This window comes from Alteromonas sp. ABH4_452 (genome assembly GCF_056311825.1).
In genome coordinates this window covers 696296-710275 of the sequence record NZ_CM149973.1, presented here as the reverse complement: position 1 = coordinate 710275, position 13980 = coordinate 696296, and the positions used below count along the sequence as shown (strand labels likewise).

11 protein-coding genes are annotated in these 13980 nt (G+C 45.6%); 3 read left to right on the top strand and 8 right to left on the bottom strand.

The window, feature by feature from the left end; translation table 11 throughout:
- Positions 1-9 precede the first annotated feature (9 nt).
- From ACYX4N_RS03065 to ACYX4N_RS03035, 7 genes are all read right to left on the bottom strand, one after another.
- The gene (locus tag ACYX4N_RS03065; protein ID WP_476055575.1) at positions 10-2055 is read right to left on the bottom strand and encodes a TonB-dependent receptor; all 2046 of its coding nucleotides are present in this window, start codon (positions 2053-2055) and stop codon (positions 10-12) included.
- Between the two features lie 95 nt (positions 2056-2150).
- Positions 2151-3239: an efflux RND transporter periplasmic adaptor subunit gene (locus ACYX4N_RS03060; protein ID WP_476055574.1), complete on the bottom strand. Its 1089-nt coding sequence runs from the start codon at positions 3237-3239 to the stop codon at positions 2151-2153.
- A gap of 13 nt (positions 3240-3252) precedes the next feature.
- A complete protein-coding gene (locus tag ACYX4N_RS03055) occupies positions 3253-6438 on the bottom strand; it encodes an efflux RND transporter permease subunit (RefSeq protein WP_474856568.1) in 3186 nt (1061 codons plus the stop codon).
- 371 nt (positions 6439-6809) lie between these two features.
- Positions 6810-7262 (bottom strand): 50S ribosomal protein L9, encoded by a 453-nt coding sequence (gene rplI, locus ACYX4N_RS03050; protein ID WP_012519953.1) that lies wholly within the window; start codon positions 7260-7262, stop codon positions 6810-6812.
- 26 nt (positions 7263-7288) lie between these two features.
- Positions 7289-7516: a 30S ribosomal protein S18 gene (gene rpsR / locus ACYX4N_RS03045; RefSeq protein ID WP_012519954.1), complete on the bottom strand. Its 228-nt coding sequence runs from the start codon at positions 7514-7516 to the stop codon at positions 7289-7291.
- Between the two features lie 11 nt (positions 7517-7527).
- Entirely contained in the window at positions 7528-7929 is a 402-nt protein-coding gene (rpsF, locus tag ACYX4N_RS03040; RefSeq protein ID WP_014951120.1) for a 30S ribosomal protein S6, read from the bottom strand.
- A 201-nt stretch (positions 7930-8130) separates the two neighbouring features.
- Positions 8131-9366: a GAF domain-containing sensor histidine kinase gene (locus ACYX4N_RS03035; protein ID WP_474856781.1), complete on the bottom strand. Its 1236-nt coding sequence runs from the start codon at positions 9364-9366 to the stop codon at positions 8131-8133.
- Between the two features lie 267 nt (positions 9367-9633).
- On the opposite strand from ACYX4N_RS03035, the gene ACYX4N_RS03030 reads away from it, so the two are divergent.
- The 3 genes from ACYX4N_RS03030 (at position 9634) to ACYX4N_RS03020 (ending at position 12304) form a co-directional block, all read left to right on the top strand.
- Positions 9634-9921 carry a YebG family protein gene (locus ACYX4N_RS03030; protein ID WP_476055573.1) on the top strand — a complete coding sequence of 96 codons (288 nt, stop codon included), beginning with the start codon at positions 9634-9636 and terminating at the stop codon, positions 9919-9921.
- A gap of 245 nt (positions 9922-10166) precedes the next feature.
- Positions 10167-10970, top strand: a complete 804-nt coding sequence (locus ACYX4N_RS03025; RefSeq protein ID WP_476055572.1) for an ABC transporter ATP-binding protein — start codon at positions 10167-10169, stop codon at positions 10968-10970.
- Positions 10970-12304 carry an ABC transporter permease gene (locus ACYX4N_RS03020; RefSeq protein WP_476055571.1) on the top strand — a complete coding sequence of 445 codons (1335 nt, stop codon included), beginning with the start codon at positions 10970-10972 and terminating at the stop codon, positions 12302-12304. Before ACYX4N_RS03025 ends, ACYX4N_RS03020 begins: the two co-directional genes overlap by 1 nt.
- A gap of 25 nt (positions 12305-12329) precedes the next feature.
- Here ACYX4N_RS03020 and ACYX4N_RS03015 read toward each other — a convergent pair whose 3' ends face one another.
- Complete coding sequence (locus tag ACYX4N_RS03015; protein WP_476055570.1) at positions 12330-13913, bottom strand: methyl-accepting chemotaxis protein; 1584 nt, start codon at positions 13911-13913, stop codon at positions 12330-12332.
- Positions 13914-13980: the final 67 nt, after the last annotated feature.

Here is a 13980-nt window from a genome sequence, read left to right as displayed (position 1 = left end):
AGTCGTTACTTAGAAATCGTAAGTCACTGACAAACGAATATCACGCCCAGCTTCTTGAGGGCCAACAACGATAGGGAATACTTCGCTGTAATCACCCACACTTGAATGGTCGATATAGGCTTCATCAAACAGGTTAGTAACAGCAAGGTTGAGGCTAAGGTCATTTGTTACTTCCCATTCGCCATAAATATCCACTAGGGTGTAGTCTGCTTTGTTAAGTGAATAAAGCGAATCAGTCCAGCCATTTTCTAAGGCTTGATGAAGGGTATCTATGTTGATGTCGTCAACCATAGTAATGTTGAAGCCAATGCTGATGTCAGCCGTTACGGTATAATCTGCACCAAGCACCCAGGTATCGCCGCGGCTATTACCTAAGCCAACAAACTCGTACCCGTTAATATCGATGCTGTTATACGGTACGCTGTACAGACCTTCACGAGGCATCAGCTCAACGTCTACGCTAGAGAAACCGAAGTACAGGTCAACAGAATCCCAGCGATACGCAAGGTTAAACTCTACGCCAGATGATTCTAGGTCGCCGATATTATTAAATACCGAGTTACCTTGATAACCGCTAAATAGCACATCGTCAATGGTAGACTCATAAGCGCTAAGACGCGCGTTAAGATTATTGGCGCTGTATTCAATTGACGCTTCGATATTGGTAACAGTTTCAGGCACCACGTCGCTAGCAACAACAGGAACGTCTTCACCGTCGTATAAGTACTCATCTAGGGTGAAGCCATCACCAATTTGCTTGCCGCGCGCCGCTTCTGCGTAGCCAAGGCCAAGGGTCCAAGCTTCGGTTAGCTGGTATTCAAGACCCACGTTAAAACTAAGTTCATTGTCGTCTAGTCCAGATGGCTCATCGGTAACGGGTGTGCCGTAATAGTCATCAATAAGAATTTCTTGCTGGAAGTCAAAATTGTCATAACGTACGCCATAACTTAGCAACAACTCTGGCGTGATATTGCTATGAGCCTGAGCATAGATACCTAGTACGCTACCTTCTTCTGCATTTTGAACAGGGCCTGTTCCTGGGCCACTCTCTACTTCGTCTTTGCGATAATCGATACCATAGGTAAATACGTGGTTAGTAACGTCGCTCGTATTTCTAATATCAAACCCATAGGTGTCAATCTCAGACAGCCAGTCAAAACGTCCGCCACGGAATGACGATGAAGTTTGATATGCTGTAGCTTCTAAAAATACCATCGCACTGTGGTCAAAACGGTAGTTCGCTACATAGGTATCCCGCTCTGCTTCACTAGGATAAAGCGGAGCACCTTCCAGTACTACCCAGTTTGGTCTTGCCGAAAACTCACCCTCTTCATCGCGCTGCTCTGCGCTTATCGAAAGGTACTGATTATCCGCAATGTAACCACTGGCTTTGAGGAACATGAGATCTTGATCTGCGGCAGTACCTAGTACTTCATTGCCGTCGCCGTCTTCAAAGTTATCTCTATCTACCGTGCTGTAATAACCTAGTAAGCCCCAAGAGTCGCTTAGCTTTCCATAAAGGCTACCGCTATATCGGGTACCATCGTTTGAGAAGTAACTCGCCTTTACTCGGCCGCCAAATTGTTCGTCGTCTTTTAATAAATCTTGTGCATCTTTGGTCTTAAAGCGAATTGAACCGCCTATAGCACCTGGGCCGCTTGTCGCTTCGCCGGCACCAGCCTGCACATCAATTTGCTTTAAAAGATCAGGGTCTAAAGTAACGCGACCAATGTGGTGAAACAGCGTTGAGGTTTGCTGCGCGCCATCTACGGTTACATTCAAGTACGCGTCTTCTAGCCCGCGAATAAAGATTTTTTGTGCTACACCCACTGAACCGCCAACGCTGACCGACGGCGACTCTCTAAAAATATCCGCTAAGTCATTTGCCTGAAACTGGTCAATATCTTCCGCAGTAATGCTTAAGTTAGTTGCTGCGCCTACCACAGCAACTCGCTCTATAGACTTGGCTTCTTCGTTTTGGTTATCTAAGGATTGCGCGAATATTACTGGGCTGGATAGCGTGCACACTGCACCAGCTAAGACTAACTTTTTCAAGGGTAACTCCATTTGACAATCAACAATTACAAATAAGAAACATTCTCATTAAGTTTTGTTTAAATGGATAGCACTTTTACAATTGTTACACTTCCTCAATTTTTCGCGGTCAAAGACTTCCGCTCATCGCTGTAGCGCACTTTCTGGCCCGCACGTAAACGCTCTGCCCCCCTCACAACAACAGAACGCTTCGGGTTCACATCGCCAAACACTTCAATTCTATCGCCCATGCCCACTCCTGTTGTCACCTTTACTTGCTCCGCTTCATTATTTTCATTGAGCTGATAGATAAAGGTGCCCGACTTTCTTAGTACCAGTGCGTCGCGGGGTATGGTGACACCATCATGAGTATCGCTGCTAGGCAACGCCACGCGTACTGCACTGCCTATAGGAAAGTCACCGGGGTTGATGGCAATTCGTAACTCCATCATACGCGATGTACTGTTGCCTACCGGTACGATGGCGCGAATAGATTCTTCTACTTGGTTCACGTTATTGTGAACACTTACACTCATGCCATTAGCAATATAGGGTAATACGTTAAGCGGTGCGCGTACCTGAACTTCAACGCTATCAGGGTTTACCACGCGAAGTAGGGTTTGCCCTACTCCTGTGTATTCACCCGGCGACTGCAACCTTTCAACCACTAAGGCTGTAAAGGGAGCACGAATACTGCTTTGTGCAATCTGATATTCGGTAAATTCTAAGTCCAATTTGGCTTGCGCTAATTCTTGTTTAGCATTCTCTAAGTCAGCTTCCACTTCCTCTAACTCACCTCTGGACGTGTTTTGACTGGCCTGAAGATTTTTGTACCTTGTAAGACGTTTGGTAAACAGTTCAACCTGCGACTGCCATCTGGCAATATTCGAGGCATTTTGATTGCGGGTAATGCTTAAGCGAGTATCGTCGACTTTAACTAAAGGCTCCCCCGCTTTTACCACATCACCCACCTCTGCCATCCAAGTGATGCGACCGTCTACCTCAGAGGCTAGGTTCGCATCGATAACGCTAAGTACCGTTCCAGGAACCCAGGTTAGTTGTGAAATCGCTTGCTCTCTTGCTTCATCTATTTGAACCAGCACCGGCGGTGGTTGATTGCTATCCTGTGCTTGTGCGCTCAACGATACACTGCTTGCAAATAAGGTAAACAAACTAAGGGCGAGAGTAGAAGTCATTGCTTTCATGGTTGTCTTTTCCTTACACATGGTCGTTGTATTTGTTTTGTTTTACGGTGGATGAGGTAGTCGGCGAAGCGCCAGATCTCTCTATGCGCTCGGCCAAGGGTCTGAGTATATTTACAGATGACTTTGAAGCCGTCATACGCAGTAAGGTAGGCAGTAATAGCAAGGTAAATACGGTACTCACCGTCATTCCTCCCACAATAACAGCCGCAAGACCTCGGTAAATAACGCTGCCTGCACCAGGTAGTAACAGCAGCGGCAGCATGCCAAAGATTGAAGTCAGCGTGCTCATAAAGATAGGTCGTAAACGTAGTTTGATGGCTTGTTCTACAGCGTCGTCACGGGTCAGCCCTTTTTGCTCTCCTAGGCGAGTCTGATGCACAAGCAAAATGGCGTTGTTTACTACGAGCCCGAGCAAAATAATGAAGCCAATCATGGTCAGCAAGTCCATGGGCTGAAAGGTAAACATGTTCATGATACGAATAGCGATCACCCCGCCCACCGTGGCTAGCGGAATAGAAAGTACTACCAGTACGCTGTCTTTTAACGACTTAAACAGCCCCGCCATTAATAGCAGTAGTAACACCATGGCAAAAAGAAAGTTGTCAGCCATCGAGGCAATAGCGCCTTTTAAGCTATCCGCGCTCCCTCCATAATTAATAGCGCCATCGATAGGCATCATGGCCATAATGGCGGGCTCAACCTCAGAGGTAATCACTTTCATGGCTTCTTCTAAACTCATACCCTCTGGCGGATTTACGTTTAGCGTAAGGGTTCTTCGACCATCAATGCGCTGAATACGGCTTGGTCCTACCGCTCTTTCAATACCTACCAGTTCGCCTAATTGCACCACCTCTCCTGACGGCGTCATGACTGGCGTGCTATTTAAGTCTTCGGGTGTAAACCAAGGTGCTGAGCGGAAGATAATATTCATGCGTTTGGTGCCATCGAAATACTCCCCCACATACATACCATCACCCATGGCACGTACTAGGTTCCCCATACTGCCCCGATTTAACCCGACTTCCATCATTCGGCTATCATTAGGGTAAAAGCGTAGCTCGGGTTCGGCTTGCTCTAGTGGGGGATTCGAACGCGCATTAGCGTTAGGGAAAACTTCTCTCAATTTGTCTAAACCTGCCTGAGCAGCAATGCCGAGCATGGCCTGATCGGTGCCTTGTAGATGAATGTCGATTGACCGACCGTTTCCAAAGCCACCAAACAAATTGCCTTGTTGTGAAAAGGTTTGAGTATCCGGCAAATCCTTTAAAATTTCATCGCGAACAATGGCTTCTAACTCTTTGACCTTAGACTGATCTTTAGCGCGCACGCCTAAATTTCCGCCATTTGGCCACGTAATAATGTAGTAGTTCTTAAGCGCTGGCTGCTTTTCTCCGTCCATATAGGGCTGCAGTCGCTCAACGATAATTGGCATCACTTCTTCACTAATAAAGTTTTCACTGGCACCTGCAGGCAAACTTAAGAAGGCGTCAACGGCATCGCGTTTTACGGGCGGCAAATAATCCATGGAAGGCATAAGCAAAACACTACCTGTAATAGGCACGCCCATGAGCGTTATGACTAATACAAGGCGGCGAAGCGGCGTGCTTGATAGCGACATAATAGCGTGGGTTATCTTAGCCCATACCCGCTGTAAGCTATCAGCTGGCATGTTGCCATTAAGGTATCTAGCGGCAACGACAGGCAATACCGTTACCGCAACCACTAGCGACATACACACTGCAATGGCAATGGTAAGAGCGAGGTCAGCAAACAATTGCCCTTCAACATCTTCCAAAAACATGACGGGAATAAAAATGGCAACGGTGGTGGCTGTTGACGCCATGAGGGCACCAAAAACTTCCCTCGTTCCCCGATGGGCACAATCCTCCATGTGCGTTTGTGAATTTGGGTTGTTATTGTCGACTACGGTTTCGGCGCTCTTGCGCGTTCTTACAATGTTTTCCAGCACGACAATCGCGGCATCTAGCACCATACCTACCGCAAAGGCGAGTCCTGCTAACGAAATGATATTGAGCGAGCGACCAGTAATCTGAAGCACCACAAAAGTGCTAAGTAGTGAGATAGGAATGGCCAATGCCACAATGAGCGTTGCCCGCAGCTGGCGCATAAAGAGCCAAAGCACGGCAATAGCAAGCAGCACGCCTATAAACAAATTGCTGGTAACTAGCTGCACCGCTCTATAGATAAATACTGAGGCATCGAAGCTTTGCGCCATCACCAACTGTTCAGGGGCCAAGTCCTGCTCGTTTATTTGCGCTACTTTTGCTTTTACGGCTTCTAAGGTAGCAAGAACATTGGCGTTGTTTTGTCTGTCTACGCGAATAGAGATAGCCGGATTGCCGTTTTGCACACTGTAGTTTGCACCGTCAGCGCGGGTGATTTTAATTTCGGCGATGTCATTTAGAGTAATTGGGCTACCATCTCGCCATTCAAGGATCATTTCACCCATTTGCTTAGGCTCGTAACGACCTTCAAAACGCAGGGTATAGCGTCTTCTACCCACATCGACAAAGCCGCCTGAAATATCATTCGCACGACCCAACTCGTTAGCGACTGCCGTTAGGTCAATGCCTAACTGCGCCGCTTTAAACGGGTCGAAAACAATTTGAAACTCCTCGACGCCGCCAACCCCGCTTTCCATACGCGCTCTTGCAACACCCGGGATAGATTCAAGCTGAGGTTTAATGACATCAGTAAAAAAGGTGACATAGGTATTAATTTCGTTTGGATTGCCCGGTAGGCGCTGAAGAAAAAAGTAGGTCAAAGCGGGCGCGTCTCCCCCACTTCCAGCAAGCATAATATTCGGCGATAGTGCATCGCGAGGTAGTGGCGGCACACGGTTCATGCGGCTAATCACTTCAATAAGCGTTTTCTGCATGTCCGTATCTAAACCAAACTCTAGGTTTATCCACGCGTTGCCTTGGTTTGCCCATGCATTCATCGACTCAAGGCCTGGAATTCCCTGCAGCACTTCCTCTTGAGGCTCAATAATTTCCGACTCAATCTCTTGGGGCGACGCAGCGCGCCAAGAGGTCTGGATGTTAATATTGGGGCGTTCGATGTCAGGAAATAGCTGTACCGGTAAATTAAACAGGCTATATAGACCTAAAAATACCAGTAGCGTTATTCCGATACCTACCCCAGTCGCGTTTTTTATTGCTTGCTTAGTGATGTCCATAAGATGGCACTTATGCTTTTTATTGTTTGGTTTACTATAGGTCGCAGGAATGACAGAAAAAGTTTAAAGCCATGACACTAAGAATTTCAGCGATTATTAACATTTTGTTTAAATACCGTTTAAAAAACGTTATTTATCGCAGATGAGTGGACCTCAAAAATACGCCATTTGTCGGCACTGGACATATTTGCTTACACCCACCGTTAATTAGGCGTCGCGACGTGGAGTGAGGGTAGGGATATTTTAAACTTGCCAGCACCTTCTGGGTGGGCAATTATCTATACGGATTGGTATTGTTCTTAAGTATCGAACAAAAATTTAGAGCAAAAAAAAGCCGCTCTAGGAGCGGCTTTCTTAAAATACGTCAGCGATTACGCTTCAGCAATGATGATCACTTTGATTGAAGTGATAACGTCAGAGTGAAGTTGTAAGTCGATGTCATACTCACCAGTCTCACGAAGAGTACCAGTAGGTAGTTTAACTTCTGCTTTTTGTACTTCAACGCCAGCTGCAGTGATTGCATCAGCGATGTCACGAGTACCAACAGAGCCAAATAGTTTACCTTCGTCACCAGCAGGAGCTGCGATTGTAACTTCAGCAAGCTCAGCAACTTTTTCAGCGCGTGCGTTAGCAGCAGCTAGTTGCTCAGCAATTTTCGCTTCAAGTTCAGCACGACGTGCTTCAAACTTTTCAACGTTGTCTTTAGTTGCAGGAACCGCTTTACCCTGTGGGAAAAGGAAGTTACGAGCGTAACCAGACTTAACAGTCACTTGGTCGCCCAGGCCGCCAAGGTTGGCGATTTTATCTAGTAGGATGATATTCATCTTAGCTAACCCTTATATTCGCCAAATTACTTGTGTGAATCAGTGTACGGAAGCAACGCAAGGAAACGTGCGCGCTTGATCGCAGAAGACAGCTGACGCTGATATTTTGCGCTTGTACCAGTAATACGGCTAGGGACAATTTTACCGCTCTCAGTGATGTAGTTCTTAAGAGTAGCGATATCTTTGTAATCAATCTCAGTCACACCTTCTGCAGTGAAACGGCAGAACTTACGACGTCTGAAAAAACGAGCCATGGGTGATCTCCTTAAGCGTTGTCTTCAGTGGTTTCAGTTTTCTTTTCCGCGCGATCTTGGCGAGGAGCAGAATCGTCACGACGCTCACGACGAGGCTCTTCTTTCATCATTGGAGAAGGCTCAGTCACAGCAGTCTTAGTGCGCATAACCATGTTACGTAGGATCACGTCGTTGAAACGGAAAGCATTTTCCAATTCATCAACAGCTTCTGCAGACGCTTCAGCATTGATTAGTACGTAGTGGGCTTTGTGCAGCTTTTCAATTGGGTAAGCCAGTTGACGACGGCCCCAATCTTCTAAACGATGAATCTGACCACCGTCTTGCTTTAGGATAGTAGTATAACGCTCGATCATACCAGGTACTTGTTCACTCTGATCAGGGTGAACCATAAATACGATTTCGTAATGACGCATTATAGCTCCTTACGGTTGTAGCCTCGACAGTACAGCCGACTGTATGGAGACAAGGAACGAATTGGGATGGCTGTAAGGGCGCGCATTATACGCACACAAACATCGTTGCACAAGCATTAATCAACTTTGGCGATTATTTTTGCGCTAACTATTATTGACAGAGCTCGTATTGACAGTGCTTGTATCAATCGCGCTTCGCGGTTATTGCGAAACGCTTTCAAATGGAAGAGAAGAAACACGGGTTAAAGGAAAGCAAAGGGTAAATTCTGTGCCGTTAAAATCAGAAGTCACGCTCAACGAACCTTGGTGCGCCCTTGCAATTTCTGATGCGATAAATAACCCCAACCCTAGCCCGTCGTTTTTTGCACTGCTTTCTTTACGCCAGAAAGGCTGAAAAAGACGCGCCTTAGCATCATCAGATATTGGTGTACCGCTATTTTGCACGCTGAGAATGAAATCGTTTCGGTTGGTGATGACTTTCACATATACCGGATGCGCTTGGTCGCCGTGAACCAGAGCGTTTTTCAATAAGTTAGATAAAAGCTGACACACCCGTTTTTCGTCACAGACCAACTGCTCGGTAATATCGATATGTGTTCTGATAGTACAATTAGGGTAAGCAGAAGCTAGCTCTTCAGCCGTGTAATTCAATTGTTGCGCTAAACTGGTTGCCTCTGCCATTTTCACAGGTAGCCCCTCGCCCATACGGCTATAAGTAAAGTCCATAGCATCTTCAATTAAACGCGTCATCCTCTGCACACTATTCTTCATTCTCGATACAGCTTTGAATACAGGTACTTGAACCGTACTGGCTATTTGACTGTCTTTTATTATGTCGTCAAGAAAGCTGATACCAATTTGAATGGAAGATAAAGGGGTCCGAATATCGTGACCTAAAATAGCAATATACTGCTCTTGAAGGCGGGCAATATTTCTTGCATCGGTTAGCTGAGCCTGTGAACGCTCCATCTGGTCTTTTAATAAAATTTGACTAGATATAAGTTTAGCGAAAGCGCTAATTTGCCCGTGAACAAGCTCGTTACGTAACTCTCTAGGTTCTGGGTCTAGGCCGCAAAGCGTTCCAAAAAAGTCACCATTTGCATCGTAGATAGGGTAGGAGAAATAACTTTCAAAACCATACATAATAGGAATGGGATTATCACAATATTCACTATCAGCAGAAGCATGATTAATCACTATCTGTTTTTTGCTGGCTCTTACGGTTCTACAAAAGGTAGTTTCAATCTCCAAATGATCGCCAGGCGTTAGACCAAATTCTGCATTATCTAATACGGCACACATTGTCCATGCTTCTTCGGTGACTCTCGCAACACAGATGAAACGCAAATCTAAGCTACTGGCCAATATTTGCATTATATGAGGGACTGCTTCGATTGCATCGATAGCCTGAATATCTTGTTGAACAGCTTCACTCACTACCATAACTTTAGAGTTCCTTTTTTCGAGCGCGTGCTTATGAACGCGACAATTCTACTGTTCCAGGTGTGTCGGACGCCGAAATAAATTACTAATTTACGGTTTTCGAGGACTTTGAATCCAAGCGTACATGAAGCAGCCAAACTACACTAAAGTATAATCAGCGGCAATGTTACCGATAATGACAAGAATATTTTCGAATAACTGTTTATTTATACAGTATTTTACTGTACAGTTTTTGTGTCTTTAATAAACAGGGGACCTACCATGGCCATTACCACACAGTATGTTGTTACGCACAAAGGGGTAGAAAAATTGGTAACTACCGACAAAAAAGAAGCGGATCAGTTCGATAAGATGCTTGATGCAGCAGATAACCTCGCTGAATATATTCATGCTAAAGGCATTAAGCTAGACGATAGCGTGGTTGAAGAACTCACAATCATGCTGGCGAAAAACAAAGATAAAGTCGGCAAAATATTTAAAGGCGCTACAGCAGAAAGCGTATTAGAAGATGAAAGCGCAGAAGTAGTAAAGCTGCAGGCCAACGGCTGATAATGTAGCTCAACTCGCCCTCTATATCGTTATGATGAACAATAAGTGAGAGCAACTGCCGCTTTAAATGCGTAAGTTCTGATAACATGTCTTTGCAAAGTGATGTTATTTGATAACATCACTTTTAAGCGGTGCTATGTTCTTTACTTGCTTCTAGCTGATTGAATAAGTAGGAAAACAAATAAGAAACAAGGTACCGCCTTTGCTAATGTGAATATAAGACGTAAATACAGGTCGGGCTTAGCGTGAATACCATCAATAAAAACAATAGCACTCATTCCCAGCGCAACGCAGTGTCTGAAAAGCACAACGCATTGATAGAAGAGTGCAACCCAGCAATTGAAGTAAACAATTTACAGTTTTCGTACAGTAAAGAAAGCCCGCCCGTCATTGATATAAAAGCATGGCAGGTGCCACAAGGTGAACATGTTTTTCTATCAGGCCCTTCGGGTAGCGGAAAGAGTACTTTGCTTAATTTGTTATGCGGTACTTTGACACCCACCCAAGGCAACATAACTTTGTTGTCGCAGCCTTTCTCTTCTTTATCAAACCGTCAGCGAGACAAGTTTAGAGCACGCAATATTGGCGTTGTCTTTCAGCAGTTCAACCTTATTCCGTATCTTTCTGTGGCGCAAAATATTAACGCTGCGGTGTACTTCGCAAGTAGTAAAACAACTAAAACGGCGGGAGAAGATAAACTTCTCCATTTACTCGACAAGCTACAGCTACCTTCACAGGTACTACATGCGAAGGCAGATGCTTTGAGTATTGGCCAACAGCAGCGGGTAGCTATAGTCCGAGCGCTCATTAATGACCCACAGCTATTAATTGTCGATGAACCTACTTCGGCGTTAGATAGCGATGCGCGAGATAGCTTTATGTCGCTGTTAAAAGAGGTTGCAGGTAAGAGCACAATGATTTTCGTTAGCCATGATAAAGCCATGGAGAGCTATTTTGACCGTCATTGCAGTATTAGTGAATTGAGCCCAAGCTCGAACCATGCAATATCCTCATTCGGTGGCATTGAGCAAGCACAGGAGCGTGCGTAATGCTAAGTACTATTGCTATTGAAAGTCTAAAGCGCAGAAAAACAACGGCAATACTTACGCTGTTAAGCATTACCATCAGCATTAGTTTGCTTTTATGCGTTGATATAATTCGCAGCCAAGTGAAAACCAGCTTTACGCGTACAGTGTCAGGTGTTGACCTTATTGTCGGCGCACCGAGCGGCCAGCTTAACCTGCTATTGTCGTCGGTGTTTAATATAGGAACACCCACTAAGGGCATTGAATATACGAGTGTTGCATCGCTTAAATCCAACGAACAGGTCTCGTGGCTCATTCCACTTTCTTTAGGTGATACTCACCGAGGCTTTAGAGTGGTAGGTACGACCAACAGCTTCTTTGAACACTTTAAATACGGTGACATGCAGTCACTAAAATTATCTGATGGAGCGACATTTACACAGCCGCTATCTACGGTAGTTGGTGCTGATATAGCGGAATCATTGGGATATGAAGTGGGTGATGAGATTATTATTTCTCACGGCTTAGGCAGTGTCTCATTCAATAATCACGACGATCACCCTTTTACTATTTCCGGCATTTTAGATAAAACAGGCACCCCGGTGGATAAGGCTGTGTATGTCACCTTGCAGGGACTTGAAGAGGCCCACACAGGGCCTAAGCATTCGCCCACCTCAATGTTAGGCCGTAAATCGAGTAATAAAACCATCGAAGACGAGCACGAGCACGAGCACGAGCACGAGCACGAGCACGAGCACGGCGAGCATACCGGTGAACATGAGACGTACAACAGCGAAGCGTTTACGCCTGAGTCAGTATCTGTGGTGATGCTTGGGCTAAAACATCGCGTTACAGCGCTACAGCTGCAGTATCAAATCAACCAAAGTAAAAAAGAGCCGCTTATGGCGATACTACCGGGTATGGCGCTCGCTGAGCTTTGGCAAATTATGGGAAATGTAGAGTCGCTATTGCTTGGTCTTTCCGGTCTTATCGTCATTTGCGCGCTAATTGGGTTAGCGACTATGCTACTTGCAACTATGCGTGAGCGTTATCAAGAAATCGCTGTTTTACGTACCATAGGAGCAGGGCCATTTACCTTACTGCTACTCATACAAATTGAAGCTATGCTGCTTACAATTGTGAGTGCCGCACTGAGTTTAGGCTTAGTAGCAGGGCTTATGAGCATACTAAAACCCTGGTTAAGCAGTACCTATGGATTGTTTTTAAGTAGTCCGCTGTTTGGGCAAAGCAGCGTTATTATCATTTTACTTATATTGGGGTGCACCTACTTGGTTTCGCTGTTCCCAGCCGTTGCCGCCTATAAACGCGGCCTACATGCTGGGCTCAATACGAACTAGACGAAGCCCACACGGGGGGAGAGGGCTACTCTCCTACCCGCTTGTCTGTACTGAAGCGCAAAATAAGCTCGTGAACTTGATTTACCGTAGCGCGTAAATCGTGGCTCGCTGCTAGCGATGCCTCAGAGGAGCGCTGAGTTTCAGACGCGCCATCAGCCACTTCAACCAACTGTTGATTAATATGTTCTGCCACCGTACTTTGTTCTTCTACAGCAGAAGACATCTCTACCGTAGCATCAGCAATACCTTTCACCGCGTTATTTATTTCAAATAATGCACCTCGGGTTTCTTCCACAATTATGCTGCCGTGCTCTGCTGAAGCTAGCCCTTCTGTGGATACCCGCACAGCGCGATCGGAACGCTCAGCCAATTCACTGATGATATTATGAATTTTATCGGTTGATTCACGGGTTTTAGAAGCCAATGTACGTACTTCATCGGCAACAACTGCAAACCCCCTTCCCTGCTCACCTGCCCGAGCTGCTTCAATGGCAGCATTAAGCGCAAGTAGGTTAGTTTGCTCGGCAATGGTGGATATAATATTGGCCGCTTCACCTATATCACTGGTTGACTGAGCGAGCTCAGTTACCGTTGTTGAAATTGACTCTACCGCCTCGCGCAAAGCAACAATTGCCTGCATGGCTTGTTCAGCTTTTTGGTTACCTGTTTCTACATTAGCTGCGGCTGTTTTTGCGCTTTTCGCATTTCCTTCAACTCGCTCAGCCACTTCTTGGATAGCCTGACTCATTTGCGTCACGGCAGACGCTATTTGCTGAGTAGCTTGGTTTTGCTGTACAACGGCGGCGCTAGTACTTTCTGCCTGATGGTGGGTTGTATTAGCTATGTTCTCAAGACCTGTTGATGCATCTTTAATTCGGGTTAATGCCGTGCGATTTCTAGCAAGTTCACAGCCTAGCGCGAGTTTAGCTTGGCTTATATGTGGTGGATCTGGGAAGTAGGTTTGTGACACCGTTTCATTTGCGTAGCTTTCAGGGCTAAGCGCAAGTAGTCCGTGCCAATCTTTTTTGGCTTTAGTTTGTTGAGCCAACATTAAAATAATAGCGCCGAGTAGCGCTATGCCAGCAGCAACAGCGCCATGTGTAAACGCCAAGATCAAAACCATTAGCGCACTGAGTATTAATGATGGAGCTAAATGCGAAAGCATTTGTATAAGGCGAACCGCTGGCGATACTGGCGATTTGCCTTCTCTTATTCTTTCATAAACCTTTGTAGCTCTGGCAATTTCATCATTTAACGCAGGAACTCGAACAGACTCGTACCCCACAATTGTTTTACCTTCATAAACGGGAGTCACGAATGCCGAAACCCAGTAGTGATCGCCATTCTTCCTTCTGTTTTTTACTAATCCCAGCCAGCTTTGTCCAGACTCTAAAGTACGCCACATTTCCTTAAACACGGGGGCTGGCATATCGGGGTGACGAATTAAATTATGGTTTTTGCCTATTAATTCTTCGCGGGTAAAGCCACTTGCTTCCACAAACTCACTATTACAATGTTGAATAACACCACGTTTGTCGGTGGATGAAATAAGGCGGTAGTGAGGGGGAAATTTATACTCTTTTTGGGTAACAGGCTGGTTATTTCTCATTGAATACTTTCTCCATTTTGCAAAGCGTTCGTCCTTAAAGCAGAGAATCTTTGCTTTCTCATAAGAC

Bases quoted from the DNA above. Each gene is read 5' to 3' on its own strand.
- rpsF (WP_014951120.1), bottom strand. From the start codon at position 7,929: ATGCGTCATTACGAAATCGTATTTATGGTTCACCCTGATCAGAGTGAA.
- ACYX4N_RS03060 (WP_476055574.1), bottom strand. From the start codon at position 3,239: ATGAAAGCAATGACTTCTACTCTCGCCCTTAGTTTGTTTACCTTATTT.
- ACYX4N_RS03055 (WP_474856568.1), bottom strand. From the start codon at position 6,438: ATGGACATCACTAAGCAAGCAATAAAAAACGCGACTGGGGTAGGTATC.
- rpsR (WP_012519954.1), bottom strand. From the start codon at position 7,516: ATGGCTCGTTTTTTCAGACGTCGTAAGTTCTGCCGTTTCACTGCAGAA.
- ACYX4N_RS03015 (WP_476055570.1), bottom strand. From the start codon at position 13,913: ATGAGAAATAACCAGCCTGTTACCCAAAAAGAGTATAAATTTCCCCCT.
- rplI (WP_012519953.1), bottom strand. From the start codon at position 7,262: ATGAATATCATCCTACTAGATAAAATCGCCAACCTTGGCGGCCTGGGC.
- ACYX4N_RS03020 (WP_476055571.1), top strand. From the start codon at position 10,970: ATGCTAAGTACTATTGCTATTGAAAGTCTAAAGCGCAGAAAAACAACG.
- ACYX4N_RS03030 (WP_476055573.1), top strand. From the start codon at position 9,634: ATGGCCATTACCACACAGTATGTTGTTACGCACAAAGGGGTAGAAAAA.